The organism is Streptomyces sp. NPDC053513 (assembly GCF_044544765.1).
Classification (GTDB): Bacteria; Actinomycetota; Actinomycetes; order Streptomycetales; family Streptomycetaceae; genus Streptomyces; species Streptomyces litmocidini.
Genome location: NZ_JBITXP010000003.1, coordinates 166,831 through 193,186, shown reverse-complemented (window position 1 = coordinate 193,186; position 26,356 = coordinate 166,831). Strand labels below are relative to the sequence as shown.

The 26,356-nt window shown below is 75.5% G+C and carries 22 protein-coding genes and 1 pseudogene; 9 read left to right on the top strand and 14 right to left on the bottom strand.

All coding sequences use genetic code 11. The features are described from left to right. Positions 1-87: 87 nt before the first annotated feature. The 3 genes from ACIGW4_RS06555 to ACIGW4_RS06545 form a co-directional block, all read right to left on the bottom strand. Positions 88-1,143 carry a lactonase family protein gene (locus ACIGW4_RS06555; RefSeq protein ID WP_399578837.1) on the bottom strand — a complete coding sequence of 352 codons (1,056 nt, stop codon included), beginning with the start codon at positions 1,141-1,143 and terminating at the stop codon, positions 88-90. A 275-nt stretch (positions 1,144-1,418) separates the two neighbouring features. After that, complete coding sequence (locus ACIGW4_RS06550) at positions 1,419-2,912, bottom strand: FUSC family protein (RefSeq protein ID WP_399579099.1); 1,494 nt, start codon at positions 2,910-2,912, stop codon at positions 1,419-1,421. A gap of 395 nt (positions 2,913-3,307) precedes the next feature. After that, positions 3,308-5,494 carry a SpoIIE family protein phosphatase gene (locus ACIGW4_RS06545; protein WP_399578834.1) on the bottom strand — a complete coding sequence of 729 codons (2,187 nt, stop codon included), beginning with the start codon at positions 5,492-5,494 and terminating at the stop codon, positions 3,308-3,310. A 295-nt stretch (positions 5,495-5,789) separates the two neighbouring features. Between ACIGW4_RS06545 and ACIGW4_RS06540 the strand changes: the two genes are divergently transcribed. From ACIGW4_RS06540 to ACIGW4_RS06530, 3 genes are all read left to right on the top strand, one after another. Next, complete coding sequence (locus tag ACIGW4_RS06540) at positions 5,790-6,269, top strand: Lrp/AsnC family transcriptional regulator (protein ID WP_030686050.1); 480 nt, start codon at positions 5,790-5,792, stop codon at positions 6,267-6,269. A 207-nt stretch (positions 6,270-6,476) separates the two neighbouring features. Beyond that, positions 6,477-6,872 carry a molybdopterin-binding protein gene (locus ACIGW4_RS06535; RefSeq protein WP_123458949.1) on the top strand — a complete coding sequence of 132 codons (396 nt, stop codon included), beginning with the start codon at positions 6,477-6,479 and terminating at the stop codon, positions 6,870-6,872. A gap of 120 nt (positions 6,873-6,992) precedes the next feature. Further along, positions 6,993-7,649, top strand: a complete 657-nt coding sequence (locus ACIGW4_RS06530; RefSeq protein ID WP_123458678.1) for a DinB family protein — start codon at positions 6,993-6,995, stop codon at positions 7,647-7,649. 20 nt (positions 7,650-7,669) lie between these two features. Here the strand turns inward: ACIGW4_RS06530 and ACIGW4_RS06525 are convergent, their stop codons facing one another. Continuing rightward, on the bottom strand, positions 7,670-9,730 hold the full coding sequence (locus ACIGW4_RS06525; RefSeq protein WP_359589471.1) for a SpoIIE family protein phosphatase: 2,061 nt from the start codon (positions 9,728-9,730) through the stop codon (positions 7,670-7,672). Between the two features lie 1,233 nt (positions 9,731-10,963). Beyond that, positions 10,964-11,449, bottom strand: a complete 486-nt coding sequence (locus ACIGW4_RS06520) for a DUF2000 family protein (RefSeq protein WP_398710980.1) — start codon at positions 11,447-11,449, stop codon at positions 10,964-10,966. Between ACIGW4_RS06520 and ACIGW4_RS06515 the strand changes: the two genes are divergently transcribed. Further along, positions 11,448-12,275, top strand: coding sequence for a helix-turn-helix domain-containing protein (locus ACIGW4_RS06515; RefSeq protein WP_399578830.1), 828 nt, complete (start codon positions 11,448-11,450; stop codon positions 12,273-12,275). The genes ACIGW4_RS06520 and ACIGW4_RS06515 overlap by 2 nt on opposite strands. Before the next feature lie 92 nt (positions 12,276-12,367). Next, on the top strand, positions 12,368-12,898 hold the full coding sequence (locus ACIGW4_RS06510; protein ID WP_399578828.1) for a carboxymuconolactone decarboxylase family protein: 531 nt from the start codon (positions 12,368-12,370) through the stop codon (positions 12,896-12,898). Positions 12,899-12,924: 26 nt separating this feature from the next. Here the strand turns inward: ACIGW4_RS06510 and ACIGW4_RS06505 are convergent, their stop codons facing one another. After that, positions 12,925-13,503 (bottom strand): isochorismatase family protein, encoded by a 579-nt coding sequence (locus tag ACIGW4_RS06505; RefSeq protein WP_359589481.1) that lies wholly within the window; start codon positions 13,501-13,503, stop codon positions 12,925-12,927. A 212-nt stretch (positions 13,504-13,715) separates the two neighbouring features. Between ACIGW4_RS06505 and ACIGW4_RS06500 the strand changes: the two genes are divergently transcribed. Continuing rightward, positions 13,716-14,486, top strand: coding sequence for a hypothetical protein (locus ACIGW4_RS06500; protein WP_399578826.1), 771 nt, complete (start codon positions 13,716-13,718; stop codon positions 14,484-14,486). A 36-nt stretch (positions 14,487-14,522) separates the two neighbouring features. Here ACIGW4_RS06500 and ACIGW4_RS06495 read toward each other — a convergent pair whose 3' ends face one another. From ACIGW4_RS06495 to ACIGW4_RS06470, 6 genes and pseudogenes are all read right to left on the bottom strand, one after another. Further along, entirely contained in the window at positions 14,523-14,888 is a 366-nt protein-coding gene (locus ACIGW4_RS06495; RefSeq protein WP_123458686.1) for a hypothetical protein, read from the bottom strand. 88 nt (positions 14,889-14,976) lie between these two features. Next, a complete protein-coding gene (locus ACIGW4_RS06490) occupies positions 14,977-15,873 on the bottom strand; it encodes a hypothetical protein (RefSeq protein ID WP_123458687.1) in 897 nt (298 codons plus the stop codon). Further along, entirely contained in the window at positions 15,870-17,072 is a 1,203-nt protein-coding gene (locus ACIGW4_RS06485; RefSeq protein ID WP_399578824.1) for a DUF2306 domain-containing protein, read from the bottom strand. The genes ACIGW4_RS06490 and ACIGW4_RS06485 overlap by 4 nt, the downstream gene beginning before the upstream one ends. Before the next feature lie 102 nt (positions 17,073-17,174). Continuing rightward, positions 17,175-17,690 (bottom strand): helix-turn-helix transcriptional regulator, encoded by a 516-nt coding sequence (locus ACIGW4_RS06480; RefSeq protein WP_398710986.1) that lies wholly within the window; start codon positions 17,688-17,690, stop codon positions 17,175-17,177. A gap of 36 nt (positions 17,691-17,726) precedes the next feature. Continuing rightward, entirely contained in the window at positions 17,727-20,015 is a 2,289-nt protein-coding gene (locus ACIGW4_RS06475) for an FtsX-like permease family protein (RefSeq protein ID WP_399579097.1), read from the bottom strand. A gap of 191 nt (positions 20,016-20,206) precedes the next feature. Beyond that, positions 20,207-20,909: pseudogene (locus tag ACIGW4_RS06470) on the bottom strand (ABC transporter ATP-binding protein). 203 nt (positions 20,910-21,112) lie between these two features. Here ACIGW4_RS06470 and ACIGW4_RS06465 point away from each other — a divergent pair. Both ACIGW4_RS06465 and ACIGW4_RS06460 read left to right on the top strand, forming a co-directional pair. Next, on the top strand, positions 21,113-22,438 hold the full coding sequence (locus ACIGW4_RS06465; protein WP_399578822.1) for a sensor histidine kinase: 1,326 nt from the start codon (positions 21,113-21,115) through the stop codon (positions 22,436-22,438). Between the two features lie 2 nt (positions 22,439-22,440). After that, positions 22,441-23,145: a response regulator transcription factor gene (locus ACIGW4_RS06460; RefSeq protein ID WP_185094927.1), complete on the top strand. Its 705-nt coding sequence runs from the start codon at positions 22,441-22,443 to the stop codon at positions 23,143-23,145. On the opposite strand, the gene ACIGW4_RS06455 is transcribed toward ACIGW4_RS06460, so the two are convergent. Then, a complete protein-coding gene (locus ACIGW4_RS06455) occupies positions 23,076-23,627 on the bottom strand; it encodes an STAS domain-containing protein (RefSeq protein WP_398710989.1) in 552 nt (183 codons plus the stop codon). The genes ACIGW4_RS06460 and ACIGW4_RS06455 overlap by 70 nt on opposite strands. A gap of 178 nt (positions 23,628-23,805) precedes the next feature. Beyond that, the gene (locus tag ACIGW4_RS06450; RefSeq protein ID WP_399578818.1) at positions 23,806-25,218 is read right to left on the bottom strand and encodes an aminopeptidase P family protein; all 1,413 of its coding nucleotides are present in this window, start codon (positions 25,216-25,218) and stop codon (positions 23,806-23,808) included. Positions 25,219-25,377: 159 nt separating this feature from the next. On the opposite strand from ACIGW4_RS06450, the gene ACIGW4_RS06445 reads away from it, so the two are divergent. After that, complete coding sequence (locus ACIGW4_RS06445; RefSeq protein WP_123458691.1) at positions 25,378-26,355, top strand: LuxR family transcriptional regulator; 978 nt, start codon at positions 25,378-25,380, stop codon at positions 26,353-26,355. Position 26,356 lies beyond the last annotated feature (1 nt).

The window sequence follows — 26,356 nt, the reverse complement described above, 5'->3', positions numbered from 1 at the left end:
GTCATACGGCCTCGCGGCGTACGGAAGGGCCCGCTCCGGATTCGTCCGGTGCGGGCCCTTCGTCGTGTCCCGGGAGGGTCCGGGGACTCAGCCGAGGACGACGCAGGAGGCCGCGGGGGCCTCGATCGCGCCGGCGCGCGACGGGATCCCGGTCTCCGGGTCGAGGGTGAACCAGGTGACGTCCCCGGAGCGCTCGTTCGCCGCGTACAGGCGCCGCCCGGAGGGGTCGAGGGTCAGGTCGCGAGGCCAGGTGCCGCCGCAGGGCACGGTGGCGACGAGACCGGCCTCGGCGCCGTCGGCCCCGAGGGCGAGCACGGCGAGGGTGTCGGCGCCGCGCACGGCGGCCCAGAGGAAGCGGCCGTCGGGGGCGACGACCACCTCGGAGGGGTAGCAGGGCCCGGTGGTGCCCTCGGGGACGACGGGGGTCTCCCGGAGCGGTTCGAGGACGCCCCGCGCGGCGTCCCAGCGGCAGACCGTGAGGGTGGGCTCCAGCTCGTTCAGGACGTACGCGTGCGTGCCGGCCGGGTGGAAGGCGAGGTGGCGCGGCCCGGCGCCGGGGCGCAGCGCGGTCTCGCCGTGCAGGGCGAGCTCCCCGGTCGCGGGGTCGAGCGCGCAGATCCGTACGGAGTCGGTGCCGAGGTCCACGCTGACGACCCAGCGGCCGCTGGGGTCGGGGAGCACCTGGTGGGCGTGCGGGCGGCTCTGGCGGTCGGCGACGGGGCCGCTGCCCTCGTGCCGCAGGACCGCCGTGGCGGGGCGGGCGGTGCCGTCCCCGGCCAGGGGCAGGGCGGTGACGCTGCCGGAGGTGTAGTTGGCGGTGAGGAGATGTCCGGCGGCGAGCGCCAGATGGGTCGGACCGGCGCCGTCGACGGGCACGGGGGCGCCGAGCGGCCGGGGCGCGGGGCCGGTGACGTCGAAGGCGGCGACGGCGCCCGCCTCGGTCTCGGACACGGCGTGGAGCACGGACCCGGCGAGGGCGAGGAAGGAGGGGTCGGCGACGGCGTCGCTGCCGCCGGTGACGGTCAGCGCGCCGGTCTCCTCGTCCACGTCGGCGGCGAGGACGCCGCGGCCGCCCGCCGTGGTGAAGGAGCCGATGTACGCCCGTACCCCGCTCCGGCCTCGGACCGTCCCTGTGCCGCCCACGGCGCCTCCCCTGTCCCCGGGCCGGTCGCGGTCGACCGGCCGTCGTCTCGTCGGGCCGACGGTAGCAGGCGGTCTAGACCATAAGGGGGAGATCGGGCCTGTGGGGAGGTCGGGCCTCGGTGCTCGGAGGCGGCGGAGAACTCGGAGCTTCGGAGACGGGGGATGTTTCGGGGACGGAGGATGTTCCGGGGACGGAGGGCGCTTCAGGAACGGCGGATGCCTCAGGACCGGAGGACGTCTCAGGACCGGAGGATGCCTCAGGACCGGAGGACGTCTCAGGACCGGAGGATCCACGCGCCGGGCGGGGTCCGCAGCGGGGCGTCCAGCTCCGTGAGCACGCGCGCGAGCCCGCTCGCGTGGGCGAGAGCCGGGGCGCCGGCGTGGGCCGGGTTCTCGATCCTGAGGTGACCGTCCGGCTCCACCGCGGCCCCTCCGCGAGAGGTGAGGGCCTCCACGGCGGCTTCGACCCGCCAGCAGGCGGCGGCCAGGCGGGCGTCGTGACCGGCGTCCGGGTCGGCGGCGACGGCGACCAGCCCCCGCACCTCGCCGGCCGCTTCGTCGAGGAGCGCGAGGACTCGGCGCGCCCGCTCCTTCCTCCCCCTGAACGGGGTCAGCGGGTGCACCAGCGGGGCCAGCGAGAGCCGCACGCGCCCGAGGAGCGCCTCCAGCTCGGCGGCGTGCGGCGTCGGGTCGGCGGCCTCCTCGCCGGCCAGCCGGCGGACGGCCGCCGAGGTGGCGGACCGGACGCAGAGGAGCGCTCGCTGGATCCACGCGTCGTTCGTCGTGTGCGTCCGGACGGGCAGGACCAGCGTCACGGCGAGGCCCGCGCACACGGCCCCGACGCAGGTCTCGGTCACGCGCAGGAGGAGCAGCGCGCCGTCCAGGACCCCCAGCAGGCCGTAGAGCAGGCTGGCCATGACGGTGACCGCCAGGATCATCCAGCTGTACGAGACGGGGGCGGCGTAGAAGATCCCGAACACGCACAGGGCGACCAGCAGGGCGGTGACGACGGGCGCGCCCCCCAGCGGGACGGCGATCAGGAATCCGGCGGCGATGCCGGTGACGGTGCCGAGGACGCGGCGGAAGCCCCGTACGAGCGTCTCGCCCCGCGAGGCCGTGTTGACGAAGATCCACCAGACGGTGCCGACGGCCCAGTACCAGCGCTCCTCCGAGAGGAACTGGCCGATGACGAGGGCCGCCCCCGAGGCGACGGAGACCTGGACGGCCTGGCGGGTGGTGGCCCGGGCGAGCCCCGTCCCGGGCAGGGCGGCGGGCACGGCCGGCGGCGGGACCCGGCGCTCGATGGGCCACAGCACGAAGCGCACGACCGCGACCGCGCCCAGGGCGATGCCGATGGCCGCGTACAGCTCGGGGAGCTGGGCGGGCAGGGCGTGCAGGAACTGGGTCACGAAGAACTGCATGAAGGCGAAGATGCCGAGCGCGTGCCCGCGCGGTCCCCAGCGGCGCGCGTAGACGCCGGCGAAGATCACCAGCAGCCAGAGCGCGTCGCGCAGGAGCGGCACGCCGTGCAGGAGGGCCGCGAGGGCCAGCACGGGGAAGCCGACCGTCGGCAGCAGGGCGGTGGTGACGGCCTGACGGCGCACCGAGGGGTCGGCGACCGTGAAGAGGGCGAGCAGCGCGGCGAGGCCGGCGGTGATGGACGCGATGAGGGACAGGCCGGACAACTCGGCCAGGGCGACCGCGAGCGCGACGCCGAGGACGGCGCGGAGCGAGGTCCGGAGCCGGACGAGCCCCGGATCCGGGGCCATGAAGTACTTCTGCACGGCGGCCAATTCCGCCCCCCTTGATCTGTCCCTCACCGCGCGCGAGGTTCCCCTGGGGTGGTGGGGGCTCGGGCACGACGAAAGCACCGCGGGCCGGTCCGGCCTCGTCGCCGGACGGCGCTGCGGCGCCGAAGATGTGTGATGGCTACAAGGATAGACGGAGGAGGGTGCGGCGGCTCAACCGACGGACGAAAGGGTGGGCCAACGGCCCACCGGAACGGCGGGAAGGGTGACCGGAAGGAGCCATTGGCCCACACCCCCGGACCGGTCGGCCGACGACACGCGGATCCCCCGACCGCCGTCCCCTCTCGACCCTGCGTCGCCCCCGGCCGCCGTCCCCTGCATGCCGCCCCCGCTTGGACACCGTCCCCGCTCAGCTCTCAGACACCGTCCCCGTCCCCGTCTTGGACGCCGTCCCCGCTCAGTTCGGCCCAGACGGTCTTGCCGCCGTCGACGTACCGCACGCCCCAGTTGTCCGCGAGGGAAGCGCAGATCAGGAGGCCGCGGCCGCCCTCGTCGACGGCTTTGGCGTGGCGGAGGTGGGGCGCGGCCTGGCCGGCGTCGCTCACCTCGCAGGTCAGGGACGGGCCGTCGGCGATGAGGCGGAGGACGACCGGGGCGGCGCCGTGGCGGAGGGCGTTGGTGACGAGCTCGCTGACGACGAGCGTCACCGCGAACGGGTCGGCGGGATGGTTCCACCGCCGGAGCTGTTCCTCGACGTGGGCCCGCGCCGTCCCCACGGCGGACAGGTCGTGGGGGATCTCCCATCGGGCCAGTTCGTCCGGCGGCAGGTGGCGGGTGCGGGCGACGAGCAGGACCCGGTCGGGGGCGAGGAGCCGTTCCACGTCGTCGGCCATCGCCTCCGGGTCGCGGCCCGGGTGGGCGAGGGCGGCCATGAGGTCCTCCGTCCGGGGCTCCTCGCCGTCGGACGCCAGACAGAGGGTGCTGCCCTCGGGCAGGTGGAGCGTCGCGCAGGCGAACGGCGGGCCCTCGCCACCCAGCAGGGGCCCGTCGTCGAGCGGCCGGGTGTCCGCCGTCCCGTCGGGGTGGACGACGACGAACAGGGAGGAGCCGGCGCGCGCGATGTCGAGCCGCCCGTCGACGGGGTCGTGGACGGCGACCGTGCAGCCGGCGGTGGGGTGGGCGTCGGAGGGCGGCACGCCGGACACGCCGCCGGGCGACGCCTCGCCGCCCCCGGCCGGGCCGCCCCCGCCCGGACCGCCCCCGATCAGGCCTTCCGCCGCAAGGCCCTCCGTGGCGAGGCCTTCTGCCGCCAGGCCCGCCACGGCGAGGTGCTCCGCGGCAAGGCCCTCCGCCGCGAGCCGGAGGGTGGTCGCGTGGAGGCGGGCGAGCAGTTCGTGCGGGTCGAGGTCGAGCGTGGTCAGGCTGTGGACGGCGGTGCGCAGCCGGCTCATGGTGGCGACGCCGCCGGACCACGGGGACTCCACCTGTCCCACGACGAGGGCGACGCGCGCACCCGGCAGGGGGATCACGTCGCACCAGGAGCCGGCGCCGCTGCCGCCGGGCCGGTGGCGGCCGGCCACGTCGACGGCGCGCTGGGTGGCCTCCTCCTTGGGCGGCGGCCAGCTCTGCAGGGCGGTCATGACGATGTGCTCGCGGGTGTACCGGAGGGCGTTCTCCATGCAGTTGGCGGTACGGGACGCGAGGGCGTCGGCGAGGGCGTGGTCCTCGGGACCGTACGGCTCCGCGTCGGCGAGGCGCTGGAAGGCGACCGCGCCGAAGATCTGCCCGCGCACGGTCAGCGGCACCACGAGGCGCGTCGCCCGCTCGTCGCTCGTCGCCGCCGGAGGGAGCGGACGGGCGGGCGTCGGCTCCCCGTCCCCGAAGATCCCCGGCAGCAGCACGGCGCCGGCCGGCGGGCACTCCGGTCCGGTCCCCGTGCCGCCGGTGGCGGTGCAGCGCAGCAGCGGGACCGTGTCCGGGGGCTGGAGGGCCGGATCCCGCCCCCGGAGGACGGCGTCCGTGAGGGCGACCACGACGGAGTCGGCGAACGCCGGCACGGTCACGTCGACGAGCTCCCGTGCGGTGCGCTCCACGTCGAGGCTGGTGCCGATCCGCTCGTGCGCCTCGTGCAGGAGCCGCAGGCGGGCGTGGGCCTGTTCGCGGTCGGTGACGTCGGTGCTGGTCACGACCACGCCGAGCACCCGGCCCGTGTCGTCCTGGAGACGGTGGGCGGAGGCGGAGTAGACGTGTTCGGTGTGTTCGGCGCCGGGCGGGTGGCCGGTGACGAGCCGCTCGGTCATGGAGCGGCCCGACTCCAGGACCGAGCGCAGGACGGCCTCGTCGACGTGCACGCCGGCGAGCGAAGCGTACGCCTCGACGGCGGGCATGCCGAGCATGCGGTCGGCGGGGATGCCGTGGAGTCCGGCGGCGACGGCGTTCACCCGGACGACCCGCAGGTCCGTGTCGAGCACGTGGACCCCGATGTCGGACTGGGTGAACACCGCGTCCAGGACGGCGTCACCCCACGCGGTCTCCGCGCTCCAGGGCTCGGCCGCCCCGGGCGGGGGCGTGCCCGCCGGATCCTGCCCGCCGTCCGTGTCCACTCGTCGTCGCTCCCGCCGGAAGTGTCCGGCCGTGCCTCAGCCGGTCCCGACGAGCCTCTCCCAGATCGCGCCGCCTCGCGAACGGAGCCTGATCGCGCCGGGATCGGGGACGGCGTCGGGGGACGGGCTTCGGGGGGCGGCTCCCGGCACGGCCGTCGTCTCCGCCGCTTCGGCCGACCGGGGGACCGCCCCGGCGGGGTGCGCACTCCTGGCGGGCCCGGGGGCGCGGCACGCCCCGGGGGCGTGGGTACAGTCGGAAACCGGGACGGACCGGGGCGGAGGAGGCCGACGGAGCATGGCGGTGGACGAGCTCGACACGCGGATCCTGCGGCTGCTGATCGAGCAGCCGAGGACCAGCGTGCGCGAGTACGCGCGGATCCTGGGGGTGGCCCGGGGCACCGTGCAGGCGAGGATCGACCGCCTGGAGCGGGACGGGGTGATCACGGCGACCGGGCCGGTCCTCTCCCCCGCCGCACTGGGGCACCCGGTGCTCGCCTTCGTGCACGTCGAGGTGACGCAGGGCCACCTGGACGAGGTCGGCGACGCGCTGGCGGGCGTGCCGGAGATCGTGGAGGCCTTCTCCATCACCGGCGGCGGTGATCTCCTGACCCGGGTGGTGGCGCGGGACGCGGGGCACCTGGAGGACGTCATCCAGCGGCTGATCCAGCTGCCCGGGGTGGTCCGCACCCGCACCGAGATCGCGCTGCGGGAGCGGGTGGCGCACCGACTGCTGCCGCTGGTCGAGGCGGTCGGGCGGCGGTCGGGCACAGCCTGAGCCACCGCTCCGTCCCGTCGGTCCGCGCTGTCGGTCCGCACCGTCGGTCCGCTCCCTGAGCCGCCGCTCGTCCGGCCGGTCCGCCCCACAGGGCCACCGCTCCGTCCCGTCGGTCCGTCCCCGGGGCCGTCCCGTGGTCCGGTGGCCGGCGCGGGCCGGTCCTCCGCGCCTTGCAGGGGGGATTCCGTACGGCCTAGCGTGGCCGGCATGCAGTCCTACACCATCGGTCAGGCGGCACGCCTGCTGGGCGTCAGCCCCGACACGGCACGCCGCTGGGCCGACGCGGGCCGGGTCGCGACCCACCGCGACGAGAACGGCCGGCGGCTCATCGACGGCCGCGATCTGGCCGCCTTCTCCGTCGAGGTCGGGCAGGGCGCCGCCGGCGACGAGGAGGAGCCGTACACCTCGGCCCGCAACGCCTTCCCCGGCATCGTGACCGCCGTCAAGCTCGGCGACGTCGCCGCCCAGGTCGAGATCCAGGCCGGCCCGCACCGGATCGTCTCGCTGCTCACCCGCGAGGCGGTGGAGGAACTGGGCCTGGAGGTCGGCGTGCAGGCCACCGCCCGCGTGAAGTCGACCAGCGTGCACATCGACCGGTCCTGAGCCCCGACGGCCTTGTCCGGCAAGGGCGTTCAGGTCGCCCCGCAGGGATATTCGCGGGCGTCCGGGAGGCTTCTGTGGCAGGGTGCGACGGTCCCGTCCCCGTGTGATCCGGAGCGTCCCGTGTCCCTGCCCGAGCGGCTCGTCCCCCTCCTCGACCAGTTCGACTTCGCCCGACGACGGCTCACCGACCGGCTGACGGGACCGGTGATGGACAGCGGCAACGGGACGGACGTCGAGGTCGGCCCGGTCACCGACGCGGAGTACCTCTGGGAGCCGGTGCCCGACTGCTGGTCCGTCCGGCGGCACGCCGACGGCCCGGGGCCGCGCGCGACCGTCCTGGTGGGCGCCGGTGAGTGGGGCCGGGACACGACGCCCCCGCCGCACCCCGCGCCGCCGCCGTTCACGACGATCGCCTGGCGGCTGAACCACCTCTCCGAGATGCTCGCGCTCCGCGCCGACCACACCAACGGCAGCCGCCGCCTGACCCGTGACGACTTCCCCGTCGCCGGGGACGTCGCCACCGCCCTGCCCGCCTTCGACGCCGCCGCGACCGCGTGGCGCGAGGCGCTGCTGTCCGTCGACGACGAGGCGCTCGACAGGGTGGGCCACTGCACCTACCCGCACGGCAGCGACCCGGAGGAGCCCTTCCTGGAGATCGTCTGGTGGATGAACCAGGAACTCCTGCACCACGGGGCCGAGATCGCCCTCCTCCGCGATCTGCACCGGCTGCGCGCCCAGGGCCTGTCTTCCGGATCAGGCCGGGCTCGCGGGGTCTGATCCGAACGACGGGCCCTGGTTCAGCGGATGGTGCGGGCGAGGAGCATCGCCACGTCGTCCTGGGCGGAGCCCGCGAGGAGCCGTCCCAGGACGTCGTCGCACAGCGTGTCCAGCGGCCGGTCCAGGGGCCGCAGCGCCTCGGCGAGCTGCCGCATGCCCTGGTCGAGGTCGCGGTCGCGGGCCTCGATGAGACCGTCCGTGTAGAGGACGAGGAGTCCGCCCCCGGGCAGGAAGACCTCCTCCGTGCCGAAGTCGTGCGCTCCGGTGCCCAGCGGGGTCCCGGGCGGTCCGTCGAGGAAGGTGATGGTGCCGTCCGGGGTGGCGACGGCCGGTGGCATGTGTCCGGCGCGGGCGATGACCCAGCCGCCGGTGGCGGGGTCGTGCACCGCGTAGACGCAGGTCGCCATCTCGTCCTCGCCGAGGTCGGCCACGACGGCGTCCAGGGAGCTGAGCATGCGGGCCGGTGGGATGTCGTGACGGGCCAGGGTCCTTACGGCGGTGCGCAGTTGGCCCATGACGGCGGCGGCGTGGATGCCGTGGCCCATGACGTCGCCGATGACGAGGCCCGTCCGGCCGCCGGGCAGCGCGATGACGTCGAACCAGTCGCCGCCGACGTCGTGGGAGCTGGCGGGGAGGTAGCGGCCGGTGAGTTCGAGGCCGGTGACGGCGGGGAGCTCGTTGTTGGTGAGGCTGCGCTGCAGGGTGAGGGCGGCCTCCCGCTGGGTGGTGTAGAGGCGGGCGTTGTCGATGTTGAGGGCGGCCCGGGCGACGACCTCGTCGATGAGGACGCGGTCCTGCGCGTCGAAGGGCTCACGGGTCTTCAGCCGGGTCACCGTGACCGCCCCGAGCACCTGTCCCCGGGCCACCAGGGGGACGAGCCGGGACGAGCCGATGCGGGTGGCCAGGTACGTCTGGAGCGCCTCGGTGCGCGGATCGGTGAAGAGCTTCGGGATGTCGGTCGTGTAGAGGTTCGTGGGCAGTCCGCGGTCGATGACCTGCTCGTACACGGAGTCGAGGGGGATCTGGAAGGTCTGGCCCGGCGCGAGCAGGGCCGTGGGCGCGGTCGGATCGGGGAAGCGGGCCGCGAGCCGCCGCAGCACGCCCCGGCTGGACTCGGCCGGATCGTCGGGTTCGAGGACGGACTCCAGCATCTGCACGTCGGCCGAGTCGGCGAGCTGGGGCACGAGGAAGTCGACGGCCTCCTCGGCGGTCTGCTTCAGGTCCAGGGTGGTGCCGATCCGGGCGCCGGCCTCGGCGAGCAGGGCGAAGCGCCGACGGGCGCGCTCGACCTCGATGTGCGCCTCCTGGCTCTCGGTGATGTCGACGAGGGAGGCGATGAGCCCGAGCGGCCGCGCTTCGTTGCGGTCGACGAGCGGGGCGTACGAGCAGGACCAGATGTGGTCCCGGTCGGGGTCGGCGGGGGTGCGGCCGACCCGGCGGGCGTCCACCACGGCCGTACCGCTCTCCAGGGCCTGCCGCATGAGCGATTCGAGCCCGGCGGCGTTGACGCCGGGCACGACCTCGGTGAGCCGGCGGCCCACGTGCCGGGCGGCCGGCACGCCGTTCATCCGCGCCAGGGCGTCGTTGACGCGCAGGAAGCGCAGGTCGGGGCCGAGCAGGGCGAGCCCTATGGGCGACTGGGTGAAGAGGCTCTCCATCGCCGCCAGGTTCTCCCGCATCCGCAGGACCTCGGAGGTCTCCACCGCGATGAGCATCGCTCCCGGGCGCCCCTCCGGGTCGGCGGCCGGGACGATCCACATCTCCATGGCGACCGTGTGGCCGTCGCGGTGCCGGACGGGCAGCGTGCCGACCATGGTCTCGCCCGACTGGACGCGGTCGGTGAGCCGGTCGGCGAGCTCACGGTTGGAGTCGGGGACGAGGAGCGGGGTCGCGAGCCTGCCGAGGACGTGCTCCGGCCGGTGGCCGAGGAGGTCCTGCGCGGCGAGCGACCACTCGACGATGCGGCCCTCGGCGTCCTCCCGCCAGAGGGCGATCGGCAGCAGTTCGCGGAGCACGCCCGCGTCCCCGACGGCCGCACGGGGCGGCTGCGGGACCCTGCTCGACGACTGATGAGTCTCCACGCATCGACCTACGCATCGGCCCGGCCCCGGGGGGCGCAATCCCTACCGAATCACCCTAGCCGAGGAGCCGGGGGCGGGCGCCCCGCAGTGCGGCCGATCGGTAGGGGCCCGCCGTCCTCGTCCGGGGTGGTGGGGGCGGGGCGGGGCTTGGGGGCGCACCGGGGTATTGAGGGGACTCTGTCGGCGGACTGAACTGAGGGGGCTCTGCCGGGGGGCGGTGCGGGATTCCGCAGTTCTACGGATGTGCGGGTCGGGGCGGGGGTGCGGGAGTCGGTCCGACCTGTGCGTACGGGCGCACTTCCGCGTCCTTGTCTCGCTCGCTTCCCCTTCGTCTTCAGGGTCCGATGTCCGCATCCACATCCCGGCCACGGATACGGGATCCCCTGTCCAGTCCCCCGGAGCAGCCCGCATGAGCAGCCGCTCGCCCGACGAGTTCCGTCTCGGCGCGTCTCCGTACGACCGGGGGCCCGGCCGCGCCGAGGAGCCGGAGGACCCCTACGAGCTGCTGCGCCGGGCCCGGCGGCTCACCGCCGACGGACACCCCTCGGCCGGCGGCGCCTGGGAGCGGACGGCGCCGGCCCTGCGGCGCGCCGGCGGCTCCCTCACGCCGGGCGACCACGCCGCCGCCCTGGACGCGGCCGCGCTCCTCCGTACCGCTCTCGGCACCACGACCTCCAGGGGGTGCCGTGCCGACCGGGCGGGGCTCTGTCTCGCCCTTGCGCGCACGCTCGCCGGAGCCCCCGGCCGCCCGGCCGGGGACGAAGAGGTCTCCCTCCTCGGGGAGGCCGTCCGACATGCCGACTCGGTGGCCGGGGACGGGCGGCTGAGCGTCCTCGCCCGCCTCGCGCTCGGCATCGCGCGGGCCGAGCGCGGCCGCCGGCGGCAGGCCTCCGCCGTACTGCGGGAGGCCCTGTCCGGTCTCGCCGAGGCGGCGCGAGTGCGGGCCGGGGCCTGGCTCGCGTTCTGTGCGCAGGGCCTCGGCGAACCCGGCCGCGCGGCACGGGAGTTCGCACGGGCGGCGGGGCGCGCGCGGCCGGGTGACGGCAAAGGGCCGGGCGGCACCCGGGCGTGGCTGCGCGGGCTGCCCGAGCCGTACGGGCCTCCCGGCCGCTACCAGGTGGACGTGTACGGCGAGGTGGGCGGGACCGGGGCCGGACCCCTCGGCCCACGGAGATCAGGGGCACACGGAGACCACGGAGATCAGGGGCCCATAGGACTCAGGGTGCACAGGACTCAGGGGTGCATCCGGGCCCCCTTGAGCACCTTGTCGACCGCGTTGCGCGGCCCGTACACGGCGAGGCCCACCAGATCAAGCCGATCCGTGCCGACGGCCCGTACGGCGGCGCGGTTGTCCCGGTCGTTGCCGGTGCCGAAGAGGTCGCTGGTGAAGACCGCCCGGGGCAGCGCGCGGGAGAGGGCGCGGCCGTGCGCGGCGGTCAGCGTCTCCTCGGTCCCCTCGAAGACCAGGACGGGCTGGCGGAACATCGGCAGGTACGGGGTGTCGTCGGCGTCGGCGTACGGTTCGCCGATCACCTCGGGGAGCTGCGTGCCGAGTCCGCTGACCAGGAAGGCCGTCACGTTCAGCCGCTGCCAGGTCTCCAGGTCCTCGCGCAGCAGCACGGCGATCTTGGTGTCGAAACGTACGGGCGTGTCGTCGGTCGTCGTCATGCCCCGAGACTGCCGCCGGCCCCGTCGCGCGGTCTTGTACATTCCTTGCATGGTGGTCCGTACGGTGGCCGGGCAGCAGGTCACGGCGTGGCGACCGCGCGTCCCCGGGGTCGTGGAGGTGTTCCACGCCCGTTTCACCGAGCACGCGTACCCGATGCACGTGCACGACGTGTGGACCCTGCTCATCGTCGACGACGGCGCGGTCCGCTACGACCTCGACCGGCACGAGCGCGGCACTCCCGGCGACACGGTGTCCCTGCTCCCGCCGCAGGTCCCGCACAACGGCTCGCCCGCCACCTCCGACGGCTTCCGGAAGCGGGTCCTGTATCTGGATTCGACCCAGCTGGACGAGAGCCTCATCGGTCCGGCGGTCGACGCGCCCGACCTCGTCGACCCGCTGTTGCGGCGTCGTGTGGGGCAGTTGCACACCGCGCTCGCGGAGCCGGGTGACGAGCTGGAGGCACAGAGCCGTCTCGCCCTCATCGGCGAACGGCTGCGCGGGCACCTGCGGCCCCGGCTCGTCACGCGCGCGCGTGGAGACGATCCCGGTGTGGCGCGCGGCCTGCGGGAGCTCCTCGACGCACGTCTCGTCGAGGGCGTGACCCTGGACGAGGCCTCCGGGCTGCTGCACGCCCACCCCGCCCATCTCGTACGGGCGTTCAGCGGCGCCTTCGGCATCGCGCCGCACCAGTACCTGACGGCCCGCCGGGTCGACCGGGCGCGGCGGCTGCTGCTCGACGGACGGCCGCCGGTCGAGGTGGCGGCCGCGACCGGCTTCTACGACCAGTCGCATCTGAACCGTTCGTTCAAGCGGATCGTGGGCACCACCCCGGGCCGCTTCGCCCGGACGCCCGGGAGGCCCTCGCCCCTCTCGTGATCCATCCCCTCCACAGGGAGTCCCCGCGGCCCGGGAACCTCTCCCCACCTCACGGCGTTATACCCCCTACGGGTATACAGAGGAGAGGTTCCGTGACCACGAGAAGACTGACCGCGCTCGCCCCCGAGCAGGCGCCCGGCCGTGCGCGCGAGCTGCTGACCGACATCGTCGAACGGCACGGCTCCGTCGGCGAGATGGTGTCCACGATGGCGCACTCGCCCGCGCTGCTCGACGGCTATCTGAGCCTCTCGCGCGCCATGAAGCGCGTGAAGATCCCCCGTGCCCTGAGCGAGAAGCTCTCCCTCGCCGTCCAGGAGTGGATCGGCTGCGGCACCTGCCGCGAGGCGCACCGGGAGGCCGGGCGCGCGGCGGGGCTGACCGAGACCGACATCGACCTCGCCCGCCAGGGCACGTCGGCCGACCCGCGCGAGGCCGCCCTCATCGGCCTCGCCCTGCGGGTCCTGACCGAACCGGGTTCCCTCTCGGACGAGGACGTCGCCGGGGTGCGGGCGCACGGCTGGAGCGACCGGGTGATCGCCGAAGTGGTCGGCGTGGTCACCCTCAACCTCCTCACCGGCGCCTTCAACCTCCTCGCGGGCATCCAGCCACGGGACGAGGGCTGACGGAGACCGGCCCGAGCGGACAGGCCCTAGGGTCGCCGAGGGGCCGTGAAAGCGACGTCGGCGGCCGTGACGGTGGTCTCGGCGTCGCTCCCGAGGGCGTACGCCGCGACGCGGGAGACCGTCGCGGCCGGCACGGCCCCGCCGATGCCCGGCGCCGCCGGGATGTCCTGCGTGGCGTGGGCGTCGTGCGGGACGACGACCCGGTAGCCGAGGGCCAGGGCCGTACGGGCCGTCGCCTGCACGCACATCTCCGACATCACGCCGCAGACGGCGACCGCCCGTACCCCCGCGCCGGTGAGCACGGCCTCCAGCCCGGTCTCCTCGAAGCCGTCGTCGTGGGGCTTGCGGATCACGACCTCGGTCGGTCCGGGTTCCACCGGGTGGTGGAGCTCCCAGCCGGGCGTGTGCGGTTCGTCCTCGGCGCCGGGCGGCCCGTCGTTCTGCAGGTGGGCGATGAACGCCCCGTCCCGCCGGGCCCGGGCGATCAGGTCGGCCGTCCGGTCGACGAGGCGGTCGGCGGCGGGCACGGCCCCGTCGCCGGTGACGAAGGCCGACTGCACGTCGACGACGAGGAGGGCATCCACGGGCTGCGCGCGCTGGGTCATCCGGTCATCATCACGTCCACGGGCCCGGCCCGCCACGGAGTTTCGGCCCGCCGGAGGGCCGGGGAAACCCCCGCGCGCACGCCCCGGCCCCACGGGGGGGGCCTCACGGGCCGGGAACAGGAACCACCCGTCCCGACCGCCCGTCATCTGCAGGGGGTTGCCGCAGACTCGACATCCCTTTCGCTCTTCACCGCCGAGGTCCGAGGAGAACCATGGTCGACACCGTCAACTCACTGGCCGCCCGTGTGCACGAACTGCTGGTGGCGTTCCTGACCGAGGGTCCCGCCGCGGTGGGCACCGCGGGCGTCCACGACGTCATCGCGCGCGCCGGGGCGCTCGGCCCCGACGGCAGGTGGCTCGTCGCCGCGGGCCATGCGTGCCTCGGCGAAGTGGCCTGTGTGCAGGGGCAGGCGGACCTGGCCGTCTCCCACCTCGACGCCGCGGTGGAGGCCGGCTACAACGACTGCGTGGCGCTCCACGTCGCCCCCATGCGCCCGCTGCACCACGATCCCCGCTTCCGGGCCCTGTACCAGCGGATGCGCGTCACCCAGGCCGACCTCGACGAGTTCTTCTGGTTGCACCAGGAGATGCAGATCGCGGTGCGGGAGGCCCAGGACGCGAGCGTCGACGGCATGGGCCGCCTCGACACCGGGGTGTCGTTGCTCCCGCAGGCCCCCCTGCCGACCCGCGAGCCGGACACCCCCGGCGTCCTGATCACCCGCGTCGACCTCGCCGCGGTCCAGACCGCGCTCCAGCAGGCCGCCCTGAAGGCGGAGTTCCAGCGCAGCGCCGGCAACACCAGCCTCGGTCTCATCGACGACTCGTGGGACGGCGCCCGGGCCAGGCGCGACGCCCGGGACGCCGACGAACTGGAGGCCCGGCGCCGGCGGGCGGCCGAGGCCCGGGCCTTCGTCGAGCGCCCCGGTGCCGGCACGGCGCTCGTCCCGTGCCCGCCCCTGGGTTCGATCGCCTACCCGAGCTAGGAAGGCCGCGCCCCGCCCCCGCCGGTCGGCGGGGGCTCAGGCTCCGGTCAGCCAGTCCTCCCGCAGACCGTCGAGGACGAATCCGTTCTCGAAGCGCACCCTGTATCCGATCCGACCGCCGGCTCCGCCGCCGGACGCCCCGTGCCGGATGACCCGCTGACGGAGGTCGTCGATCAGGCCGGCCGCGAAGGGGTCGAACCGGACGCCGCGGACCTCGTGGTCGAAGGCCGCGAGCGGGTCCTGGACCCCGCCGCCGGTCCGCTCCGCCGCGCCCGTGACGACGCCCCTCAGGCCCTCGGCCAGGAACAGCGGACCGGGGAGGCCGCTCCTGGCCGCCGTGTCGTCCGCGGTGACCTGCACGTCCCTGGTCAGTCTCACCTTCGCGCCTGTCTCGTACGGCATGGGTGTGCCCCCTCGTTCGCTCTCGGCCGTGCCCCTGGAATCCGCCAGCGTAGTGGGGCGCCGGGGACGGAAGGGGTGTCCGGCAGGATCAGGCGTCGCCTTCGCGGACGGCCCGGCCGAGCAGCCACCGGCCCGAGACGCCCGTCGCGAGGAGCCCGGCGACGAGGGTGACGAGGGCGGCGCCGGGGCCCGAGGTCCAGTCGACCGCGGAGGCGCGGACCGCGAGGACCACGGCGAGGGCGAGGGCCACGACGGGGACGGCGTGGAGCGCGGGACGGACACGGGTCAGGTCGTCCTCCGCCAGCGAGCCGAGGACGCCGACGCCCAGCGCGAGCGCCCACACGCCCAGGCCCTGCGCGTCGGCGCGGTCGACCGTCCAGGGGAGCAGGGCGCCCCAGAAGGCGGGGAAGAACAGCAGCCCGGCGCCGATGCCGAGCCATCCCGAACCGAGCACGGCGAGCGGCGGCTTCGACCAGCCGGGCAGCGGGACGACCGGCCGCCGCTCCCCCGCCCCCGCGCCGCCGGGCCGTACGCGGTACTGCGCGGCCAGGCAGCCGACCGCCGCGAGGGCGAGGACGCCGAGGACGGCGACCCAGCCGAGGCTGAACAGCGCCGGGAACAGCGGGCCGCCCCGTACGGCCCGGAGGCTTCCGGCGTTCAGCAGGGTCACCGCGAAGAGGCCGGTGAGGACGATCACGAGCGGCAGCACCAGGCACCGGACCTCCTCCCAGACACGGGCCCGGCCGACCGTGAACAGCGCGGGCGCCACGCCCGCCATGCCCGCTCCGAGGAGACCGGGGCTCAGCGCCTCGGGCGACACCCAGGCGCCCGCCGCGCGTCCGGTCAGGGCCGCCACGGCGAGCAGGGCGCCCACGGTGGCGCCGATGCCTCCGACGACGCCGCTCAGGACCACGACGGCGGGCGAGAGCGCGCGGCCGTCGGGGGTCCCGGTCCTCGCCGCCGTCCCCTTCGGGGCCGCGCTCATCCGCGGGCTTCTTCCAGGGCGTCCTCGTCCTTCGCCGGATCCGCCGCCGGGTCCGCGGACTCCCGCCGCCGTCGCAGGACTTCGCGCGCGTACAGGATCCGCAGGCTCACCACCGTGACGGCCGCGTAGGCGAGCATCCCGCAGCCGATGCCGACGCCCGCGACGAGGGCGGTGGCCCGGTCGAGGCCGAGGGTCCGTTCCAGTACGGGCACGGTCGCCGCCGAGAAGGCGGGGGCCAGGCACAGGGCGGTGAGGTGCAGCGACCACTCCTCGCGCGCCCAGTCGGCGCCCCGGGCGCCGGCGCGTGCCGCCCGCACCGCGATGACGGCGTACGTCACGGCGTACGGGACGAGGTACGCGAGGAGCAGTCGCCGCCCGGCCGTTTCCCCGTCGAGGAACGCCACCGTGAGCCACACCAGGCCCGCCGCGCCCGCGAGACGGGCGGCCACCCGCACCGGCAGGGGGCACCAGGTGCCGGTCAGGCCGGGGACGGCGGCGCGCCGGTCGAGGGCGCGGGAGGCGAGGAGCGCGCCGAAGGAGACGAGCGCGCCGAGGTGCATGATCGCGACGCGGTTGATGTCGCGCAGGTCGAGCCCGGGGTAGAGCGAGGGCAGCACGCCCCATTCGAGCCGCAGCAGCGGAGCGGTCATCAGGAAGCCGTAGCAGAGCAGCAGCCAGCGCTGGTGGAGGTCGGGGAGGCCGCGGACGGCGGCGAGGACGCCGAAGGTCAGGCTGCCGACGGTGCCGGCCAGGATCGTGGCGAGGACGATCCAGAACGCGGCCCCGCTGAAGGCCTCCGCGGGCGGGGTGCGCACGAGGTAGAGGGCGGCGCCCGCCATCGACGCGTACACCGTGGCGGCGAAGACGGTCCCGGCGATCCGGTGCAGCCGGACGCGGCGCCGGACCGCGGAGAGCAGCTGCACGGGACCGAGCAGCATCAGGAGGCCGCCCAGGACCGAGTGGACGATCAGGGGCGCCAGGCTGCGCCCGTACGGTCCCGTCCGGTCGCGCACGGCCTCGGCGACGAACTCCGGGGAGACGGACCGGCCGAGGAGCCACTCGCCGACGGCGGGGGCTCCGGGCCTGGCGTACGGCCAGAGTTCGGTCATGGCGATCGGCGCGTACGCCAGGCAGACCGCGGTCACCGCGACGGCCGACGCCCGCCCCCACCCCCACCTCGTGCCGGTCGGACGCCCCATGGCGGTTCCCCCTTCACCCATAGTCCTTTCTGGACCATGGGTGAAGGTAGGGCCGCGCACCGCCGGGGTCAACCGGCCGGTGACACGACGTCGTTGCGGGGCTCAGGGCTCCCGGCTCTCCACCCACTGCCAGAAGTCGACCATCATCCGCTCGTACCGGATGCCGAACTCCAGCGCCTCGCGCTGCCCCCGCGTCAGCAGCTCGCCGACGTCCCGCGCCAGTCCCTCGTACGCGTCGAGGGTCCTGCGGTGCTCGTCGATCTGGACCGGTGCGTGGACGCGCGGGCTGGCGCCGAACCACAGCTTGAGGATGCCCCGTTCGCGCGCCTCCACCGGGACGAAGGCCGGGTCGGCCAGCCAGCCGCGCAGCGCCTCCCGCCCCGCCTCCGTGAGGCTCATCAGACGCCGGTTGCGGCCGCCCGCCTGCCGCACCTCCGACAGCAGCCCCGCCTCCAGGAGCCGGTCGCACTGCGCGTACACCTGCGCGTGCGGCACGGACCAGAACGGCGCCACCGTCCGCGCGGCCTCCACCTTCACGTCGTACGGACTGGCCTCGCCCAGCTTGTCGATGATGCCGAGCACGAGGAAGGAGGGCGTGGTCAACCGGACTTCAGACATGCGGCGACCGTATCCTCCTTCCCGCCCCGCTCCGCCCTACTCCGCCCGCAGCGCCCGCGCCGTGGCCGTGCGGGCCGCCCGGACCGCCGGGAGCAGCGCGCCGGCCGCCGCGATCACGACGCCCGCCGTCGCGAGGAGCACGAGCAGCGGCGTCCCGTACACGTCGATGTCGGCGGGCGGGATCGTGGTGCCGACCGCACGGCCCATCGCCGGCATCACCCGGCCGTGGAGGGCCACCCCCAGCGGCACGCCGACGACGCCCGACACGAGGCCGAGGACGCCGACCGAGGTGAGGACCTGGGCGACCGTCTGCGCCGGGGTCATCCCCAGGGCCTTGAGGACGCCCAGGTCGCGGACGCGGTCGCGGGTGTCGAGGACCACCGTGTTCAGCACGCCGAGGCAGGCGACGACCACCAGCATCAGGGTCAGCATGGCGATCAGAGCCTGCATCGCCCGGATGACGCCCGACTCGCCTCCCTCCGTGACGGCGGCCTCCGCCCCGAGCGGTGACACGGCGGCGTCGAGACGCTCCGCGTAGCGCGCCGCGTCCGTGCCGGCGGCGACGGTCACGGCGAAGTCGGCGGGCTGGTAGCGGGGCCGGAGCGCGGCGACGGACGCCGCTCCGGTGCGCAGGGCCATGCCGTCGTCGCCCAGGTCGAAGACCTCGCCGACGATCCGCAGCCGGACCGTGCGGCCCCGTTCGGCGAGGGTGACCGCGCCCCCGACGCGGACCCCGGTGGCGCGCAGGAACCGGGTCGCCGCGACGGCCTCCCCGGTGGCCCCGAACCAGCGGCCGGAGACCATCGTGTGGCGGCTGCCGGCCGTGTCCCCCTCGTACGCGACGACGGGTACGCCCCCCTTGAGCCCGGCCGCCTCCAGCCGGGTGCGGGCGGTCCGGTACGCCGAGTCCGTCCCCGGGAGCGCGGCGATCGCCGCCGCGACGGCGGCCGGGTCGGCGGGCTTCCCGGGCAGGGGCGGTGCCCCACCGGGTCCGCTCGCGCCCTCGGCGGGGGAGGCGACCGTGCGGACGGTGACGTCGCCGCCCCGGTCCGGATCGCCGTCGGCCCTGACGGCGACGAGCGTGCTGCCGAGTCCCACGGCGAAGGTCACCGCGAGGGCCCCGAAGGTCACCGCCGCGGCCGTGCTCGCCGCCCGCGCGGGGCGCGCGAAGGGAGCGGCGAGGCCCAGGGCGAGGGGGCGGGGCAGCGGCAGCCGGCCGAGCGGGCCGCGGATCGCGAGCCCCCGGCCGCCGCCGGTGGCGGGGCCGAGGCGGAGGACGGTCGCGGTCGGCAGCCGGGCGGGCCCGAAGGCGGTGCCGGCCACGAGGGCGAGGGCTCCGGTCGGCACCACGAGGTCCACCCACACGGGGACGAGGACCTCCGCCGTGCCGTACACCTCGGCCACCTCCGCCATGAGGGGGACGGCGAGCGCGTTCGCGAGGGCGACGCCGAGCACCGCCCCGACCGTGCTCGGGATCAGCGCCTGGGCCACGTAGGCGCGTCCCACCTGGAGCGGGGTGAAGCCGAGGGACTTGAGGATGCCGATCCGGTGGGTCGCTGCGCCGACGGCGCCGCTCACCACGATGCCGATGACCAGGACCGACATCGCCAGGCCGAGGAGGGCGAAGGCGGTGACGAAGGGCACGAAGGCGGCCGTGTTCTCGCGCGCGGTCTCCCGCACGTCGAGGTACGAGCGGCTGCCGGTGACCGCTCCGGCCGGCGCGGCGGCGGCGACGGCCTTCCGGCCGGCCGCCACGTCGGCGGCGGTTCCCGCCGCGGTGAGCCGGTAGAGCATCTGGAGCGCCGGGGGCCGGCCGCCGGAGAGCGCCGCGAGCTGCCCGGGTACGACCCAGGCGTCGGCGCTCTCGCCGACCGACTCGGCGACGCCCACCACCCTGAGGTCGACGCCGTCCGCGGACAGCCGGGTCCCGAGGCCGGACGCCGGCGGTACGGAGCCCCGCTCCAGGACGATCTCGCCGGGGGCCGTGGCCCACCGGCCCTCCGTCAGGGCCACCGCGTCCACGGGCCCCGCGGCGGAGGCCCGGCCGGCGACCGTCAGCGGGGGCGGGGCGAACCCGGGCGGGGCCGCCCCGTCCGTGCCGAGGCGCAGGGAGGTGACGGCGAAGGGGCCCGAGGCCGCGGCCACTCCGGACGCGCGGGCGGTGGCGGCCAGCCGCTCCGGTGTGACGGCCGAGCCGTCGAACAGCACGGTCAGATGCGCGCCGTGCTGCCGGGCGAAGGCCCGGTCGAAGGGCGCGCCGGAGGCGACGAGGAGGCCGAGCGCGAGGACGGCGGAGGCGACGGAGAGCAGCGTGGTCAGGACCATCACGGCGGTCTGCGTACGACGCCGGCCGACCCCGGCACGCACGACGCGCCCCAGGGCACCACCGCCGCTTGACCTGACCGGACCGCTGCCGACCGGCCCACCGCCGCCAGGCCCGCCCGGACCATCGCCGCCCGGCCCGCCCGGACCACTGCCGACCGGACCGCCGTCGACCGGGCCCGGGCGACGCGCGCTCATCGGGTCGCCGCCGGGACGTCGCGGGTGACGCGGCCGTCGACGAGTTCGATCGTGCGGGTCGCGCAGGCCTCGGCGAGCGCGAGGTCGTGGGTGACGAGGACGATCGTCTGCCCGTCGGCGTTGAGGCCGCGCAGGAGGTCGCGGACCTCCGCGCCGGAGGCGGTGTCCAGGGCTCCCGTGGGCTCGTCGGCGAGGAGCAGCGGCGGACGGTTCATCAGGGCGCGGGCCACGGCGACGCGTTGCCGCTCGCCCCCGGAGAGACGGCCGGGGTGCACGCGCGCGTGCCGGGCGACACCGAGCCGGTCGAGGAGTTCGGCGGCGCGCGCCGCGGCCCGGTGGCGGGGCGTCCCGGCCAGCTGGGCGGGGAGCAGCACGTTGTCGAGGACGGTGAGGTCGTCGAGGAGGTGGAAGAACTGGAAGACCATGCCGACGCGGCTGCGCCGGTAGCGGGCGGAGGCCGTCTCGCTCAGCCTGTCGACGCGCAGTCCGTCCACGGTCACCCGGCCGGTGCTCGGCCGGTCGAGTCCGGCGAGGAGGTTGAGCAGCGTCGACTTGCCGCTGCCGGAGGGGCCGAGGACGGCGAGCGCCTCCCCCCCGTGCCACCCGGAGGTCGAGACCGGCGAGCGCGGCCGGCCCGTCCTCGTACGTCCTGCCGACCTCGCTCAGGTCGATGAGGGGCTCGGCTTCGGATGGGGTCATGGGCCCTCCAGGGCTCGGTGGGGGAAGGGTTCGCCCCGACGCTAGGAGCGGCCAGGCCGGGGCCGCGTCGGCCGTGGTGGCGAAGATCCGTACCGTGCGCGGCGGAGGCGCGGGCGGGTCATCCGCGCGATGTACTCCGCGGGGACGGCACCCTGGTCCCCGGGGCCGATCCGCCCCGGCGGCACGCTTGGCACACTGCCCCGGTGAGCAGGTACGAGGAATTCATGGGCCGGATACGCGGGGCGCGGACCATCGGCGCGCCGCCCCCGCCGTCCCGCTGGACGTGGGCGTCCGACGGGCTGCTCGCCCTGTCGCTCACGGTCGCCGTGATCGCGGGGAACCTGAACCGTTCGTACGTGGAGCTCCGGCCCGATCCGGCCGGGAGCAGGACGCCCGTGCCCGGACGGCTCCCCTCCCCGCCCGCCCTGCCGGACCTGCCGGGGGTGCCGGACGGTCCGCGCCCCGTGCCCGCCGTGGAGCACGTGCTGCCGCCGGTGGAGGCCTGGGAGATGGCGGCGGCGGTGCTGGCCGCGCTGCCGCTGGTGCTGCGGCGCCGCCACCCGCTGGCCGTCTACTGGACGGTGACGGTCGCCGCGGTGGTCCTGCACCTGGGGGACGCGGCGGCCGACGCCACGCGGAGCACCTTCGCCTCGGGGCTCGTCGCGGCGTACAGCGCGGCGATGTACAGCCCGCACCGCAGGTCGGTGGCGGCCTCGCTGGCGGCCGGCGTCCTGCTCCACGCGGTCTTCCCGCTGGTCCCGGAGGTCGACGGCGACCTGGTGCCCGTCCTCGTCCTGCTGCCGCTCGCCCTCGTGTCGCACGGCGTCCACCTCTGGCGGCAGCGGGAGCGGACGCTGCGGGCGGAGCAGGAGGCGGAGCTGCGCCGGGCGGTGGAGGCGGAGCGGTCCCGGATCGCCCGGGAGCTGCACGACGTGGTCACCCACAACGTGAGCATGATGACGATCCAGGCCGGGGCCGCGCGCACGGTACTGGCCACCTCGCCGGAGCAGGCCCGGGAGGCGATGCTCGCGGTGGAGGCGGCCGGGCGGACGGCGTTGTCGGAGCTGCGGCACGTGATGGGACTGCTCGCGATGGCCGCGGACGGTCCCGATCCGGCCGCCGGCGTGGCGCTCGCCCCGCAGCCCGGCCTCGACCGTCTGACGGAGCTGACGGACCGGGTGCGTTCCTCCGGGGTGCCGGTGGAGGTGGCCGTGCGGGGTGTTCCGGTGGAGCTGCCCGCGGGGGTGGACCTGGCCGCGTACCGGGTGGTGCAGGAGGCGCTGACGAACGCGGTGAAGCACGCGGACGGCGCGCGGGTGTCGGTGACGGTGGAGTACGGGACGGACCGGTTGCGGGTGGAGGTGTCGGACACGGGCGGGCGCCGGCTGCGGACGGCGGAGCCGGGCGGGGGGCACGGGCTGCTCGGACTGCGGGAACGGCTCGCGGTGTACGGCGGTACGCTCGACGCCGGCAGCCGCCCGCACGGCGGGTACCGGGTCCGTGCGGTGATTCCGTGGGAGGTTCCGTGACCGTGGCCGACGCCCCGCGCGTGGTGATCGTCGACGACCAGGCGCTGGTGCGGACCGGTTTCCGGATGATCCTCGCCGCCGACGGCATCGACGTGGTCGCGGAGGCCGCGGACGGCGACGCGGCGGTGGCGGCGGTCCGCAGGACCCGGCCGGACGTGGTCCTGATGGACATCCGGATGCCGGGCACGGACGGTCTGGAGGCCACGCGCCGCATCCTCGCGGACGGGACGGCGCCGCCGAGGATCGTCGTCCTCACCACGTACGACCTCGACCAGTACGTGTACGCGGCGCTCGCGGCGGGCGCGAGCGGCTTCCTGCTCAAGGACGTCACCCCCGAGCACCTGACGGCGGCGGTGCGGCTCGTCCGGTCCGGGGACGCCCTGCTCGCCCCGGCGATCACGCGGCGGCTGGTGGAGCGCTTCGCCGCGCCCTCCCGTACGCGTCCGGCGGCACCGCACCGCGAACTGGCCACGCTCACCCCGCGCGAGCTGGAGGTCCTGGAGGCCCTGGCGCGCGGCCACACCAACGCCGAGCTGGCGGCCCGCTTCGGGCTGAGCGAGGCGACGGTGAAGACGCACGTCGCCCGCGTCCTCCAGAAGCTCCGGCTGCGCGACCGGGCCCAGGCGGTGATCGCCGCCTACGAGACGGGTCTCGTCACGCCGGGCTCGGACGGCAGCGGAACCGCCGGCCCGGGCGGGGCGGGCTGAGCGACCGGCCGCGGCGGACCGAGGGGGTCCGGCCGGACCGCGGGGCCCGGCTTTCCGAGCGGGGCCGGCCGGCCGGGCAGACCGAGCGGGCCGGGCAGACCGACGACGGCGTCCGGCCCGTCGAGGAGGTCCGGCCCGTCGAGGAGGTCCGGCGGTCCGGGCTCGGGGTGGAGGACGTCGGTCAGCGCGGTCAGCCGGATGAGCCGCAGGATCCACGGCTGGTCGCAGAGGAGCCGCCAGGGCGCACCGCGCCGGTGCATGCGCCCGGCGCAGTGGGCGAGGAGCCCCAGTCCCGTGGCGTCGCAGAAGGAGAGGCGCCGGATGTCGACGGTCAGGGCGTCGGACTCCCGGACGAGGGCGTCGAGCTCGGGCCGCAGGTGCCGCACCAGGACGAGGTCGAGCTCGCCCCGGAGGGCGGCGACCGTGAGGCCGCCGGTCGAGCGGACGACGAGGTACGGGTCGTGACGGGGGATCAGCTGCATCGGACGCTCCACAGGGTGGCTCCATGTGTCACGTCGAGCGTGGCCGTCCCCGCGTCGGGAGGGACGTTTCGCCTCGACCGCTGTCACCTGAATCGGTGAAGATCCGCCCCTCTTTCTCTCGTTCGGGCGCACGTGGCCCGGACGCGCGTCCGGGCCACGGCGGGCGGTCCGCGGAACCTCAGCCCGCGTACCTGGCCATCCACGCCTCGACCTCGGCCGAGGAGCGCGGCAGACCGGCCGACAGGTTCTCGTGGCCCTCCTCGGTGACGACCAGGTCGTCCTCGATCCGGACGCCGATGCCGCGCCACTCCTCGGGCACGGTCAGGTCGTCCGGCTGGAAGTACAGGCCGGGCTCGACCGTGAGCACCATGCCCGGCTCCAGGACGCCGTCGACGTACTCCTCCGTGCGGGCCTGCGCGCAGTCGTGGACGTCCAGACCGAGCATGTGGCCGGTGCCCGCCATGGTGAAGCGGCGCTGGAGGCCGAGCTCGTACGCGCGGTCGACGGGGCCCTCGATGAAGCCCCACTCGACGAGCCGGGCCGTCAGGTGGCGCTGGGACGCCTCGTGGAAGTCGCGGTACGGGGCGCCCGGCTTCACCGCGGCCATGCCCGCCTCCTGGGCCTCGTACACCGCGTCGTAGACCTGGCGCTGGACCGGGGTGAAGGTGCCGCTGATGGGGAGCGTGCGGGTGACGTCGGCGGTGTAGAGGGAGTGCGTCTCCACGCCGGCGTCGAGGAGGAGCAGCTCGCCGGGGCGCACCGGTCCGTCGTTGTCCGTCCAGTGCATGATCGTGGCGTGGTCGCCGGCGGCGCAGATCGAGCCGTAGCCGACGTGGTTGCCCTCCAGGCGGGCGCGGCGGAAGAAGGTGCCCTCGATCCACCGCTCGGACGAGGCGATCGCCCGGGAGAGTTCGGCGACGCAGTCGGTGAAGCCGCGCACGGTGGAGTCCACCGCCTTGCGCATCTCACCGAGCTCCCACTCGTCCTTGACGAGGCGGAGCTCGCTGAGCGCGCCCTCCAGCTCGATGTCGCGCTCCTCGTCGGTGGTGACCGCGGCCTCCAGGGCCGGGTCGACGCCGCGGACGATCCTGGTCGGCACGCCGGAGCCGGCCGCCAGGTCCTCGGTGATGGTGCGGACGTCACGGCAGGGCAGGCCGAGGACGGTCGCGGACTCGGCGAGGGAGCGGCGGCGTCCCATCCACAGCTCGGCCGTGTAGCCGATCCAGAACTCGTCGTTGTCGCGGCTGTCGCGGGGGAGCTGGTAACAGTAGGCGTCGTGGCCGCCGTCGGCGCGGGGCTCCAGGACGAGCGCGCCGTCGCGGGCCTGGTCTCCGGTCATGTGCACGTAGCCGGAGTACGGGCGGAACGGGTAGTTGTCGTCGTTGGAGCGGTACTTGAGCTTCCCCGAGGGGACGATCAGGCGCTCGCCCGGGAAGAGCGCGGAGAGCGCCAGACGGCGCTCGGCCGCGTACGGCGCCTGCTCGGCCGGTTCGAGATCGTGCCGCTCGGTGTCCGCCCACCCCGTCCTCATCAGAGCGGAGAGCTCCTCGGAGACGCCGTTGTAGAGGCCGTTCTTGCGACCCTTCGCCACGTCCTGCACCTTCTTCCCAGTACGTTCTCGGCCGCCGCTCGTCGACGGCACCCGGACGGTACTGCGCCCCGGGCCCGCCGGGTGCCCGGATCGGCCAGTGGCACGGATCGGCCAACCCAGGGCGGCGGAGGCCGTCGGGCCGGGCCGATAATGCTGTCCATGGCGAACGCGAAGCTCGGTGAGGCGCTCCGGCTGCTCGGGATCGGCGACGAGGCCCGCCGGGTCTACGTCCGGCTCCTGGAGCTCGGCCCCGCGCCGCTGAGCGCCATCGGTTCCGCGGCCGGTCTCGCCGGTGCGGAGCTGGCCGCGGCGTACGGGGAACTCGTCGACGCGGGCCTGGCGAGCCCCGCCGGGCAGGACCCGGTGGCCCCGGTGCCGCCCGCCGCGGGTCTGGAGATCCTGGGACGGCACCGGGCGGCCGAGCTCGACGAGTCGCGGATCACCGTCGGCGGCGCCTTCGAGTCGTTCCGGCGGCAGCGGCTCGCCGCGTACCACGACGATCTCGTCGAGGTGGTGACGGGGGACGCGGTGGGCCCCCGGATGCGGCACGCCTGGGCCAGCGCGCGCGAGGAGATCCGGCAGCTGGACTCTCCCCCGTACTTCCCGCTGCCGAGCGCCACCGACGACGCCCTTGCGACCCTGGCGCGCGGGGTGACCCAGCGGGTCGTCTACTCGCAGGCGTCGCTGGAGTACCCGGGGCAGCTGGAGGAGGCGATCGAGCCGTGCGTGGAGGCGGGCGAGCAGGCGCGGGTGCTGCCGTCGGTGCCGGTGAAGCTGGTGATCATCGACGAGGCGTACGCCATGGTCTCGCTCTCCATCAAGGAGGCCGACGTGCACAACAGCATGCTCGTGGTGCAGCCGTGCGGCCTGCTGTCGGCGCTGGTGGCGCTGTTCGAGCAGGCCTGGCAGAGCGCGCTGCCGCTGCACGGCCGTTCCGTGCGGCCGGCCGGGCTGCTCCCGGCCGACCGCCGACTGCTGCGGCTGCTCGCGGGCGGGGCGAGCGACGACGTCATCGCCCGGGAGATCGGGGTCAGCCGCCGCACGCTCTTCCGCCGGATCCAGGTCCTCATGGCCCGGCTCGGCGCCACGAGCCGCTTCCAGATGGCGCTGCAGGCGCAGCGCCAGGGGTGGCTCTGAG

Excerpts from the sequence above, each read along its gene's own strand:
- ACIGW4_RS06550 (WP_399579099.1), bottom strand. The coding sequence starts at position 2,912 with ATGGCCCCGGATCCGGGGCTCGTCCGGCTCCGGACCTCGCTCCGCGCC.
- ACIGW4_RS06540 (WP_030686050.1), top strand. The coding sequence starts at position 5,790 with ATGGCGGTGGACGAGCTCGACACGCGGATCCTGCGGCTGCTGATCGAG.
- ACIGW4_RS06535 (WP_123458949.1), top strand. The coding sequence starts at position 6,477 with ATGCAGTCCTACACCATCGGTCAGGCGGCACGCCTGCTGGGCGTCAGC.
- ACIGW4_RS06515 (WP_399578830.1), top strand. The coding sequence starts at position 11,448 with ATGGTGGTCCGTACGGTGGCCGGGCAGCAGGTCACGGCGTGGCGACCG.
- ACIGW4_RS06520 (WP_398710980.1), bottom strand. The coding sequence starts at position 11,449 with ATGCAAGGAATGTACAAGACCGCGCGACGGGGCCGGCGGCAGTCTCGG.
- ACIGW4_RS06505 (WP_359589481.1), bottom strand. The coding sequence starts at position 13,503 with ATGACCCAGCGCGCGCAGCCCGTGGATGCCCTCCTCGTCGTCGACGTG.
- ACIGW4_RS06500 (WP_399578826.1), top strand. The coding sequence starts at position 13,716 with ATGGTCGACACCGTCAACTCACTGGCCGCCCGTGTGCACGAACTGCTG.
- ACIGW4_RS06495 (WP_123458686.1), bottom strand. The coding sequence starts at position 14,888 with ATGCCGTACGAGACAGGCGCGAAGGTGAGACTGACCAGGGACGTGCAG.
- ACIGW4_RS06490 (WP_123458687.1), bottom strand. The coding sequence starts at position 15,873 with ATGAGCGCGGCCCCGAAGGGGACGGCGGCGAGGACCGGGACCCCCGAC.
- ACIGW4_RS06485 (WP_399578824.1), bottom strand. The coding sequence starts at position 17,072 with ATGGGGCGTCCGACCGGCACGAGGTGGGGGTGGGGGCGGGCGTCGGCC.
- ACIGW4_RS06480 (WP_398710986.1), bottom strand. The coding sequence starts at position 17,690 with ATGTCTGAAGTCCGGTTGACCACGCCCTCCTTCCTCGTGCTCGGCATC.
- ACIGW4_RS06475 (WP_399579097.1), bottom strand. The coding sequence starts at position 20,015 with ATGGTCCTGACCACGCTGCTCTCCGTCGCCTCCGCCGTCCTCGCGCTC.
- ACIGW4_RS06455 (WP_398710989.1), bottom strand. The coding sequence starts at position 23,627 with ATGCAGCTGATCCCCCGTCACGACCCGTACCTCGTCGTCCGCTCGACC.
- ACIGW4_RS06445 (WP_123458691.1), top strand. The coding sequence starts at position 25,378 with ATGGCGAACGCGAAGCTCGGTGAGGCGCTCCGGCTGCTCGGGATCGGC.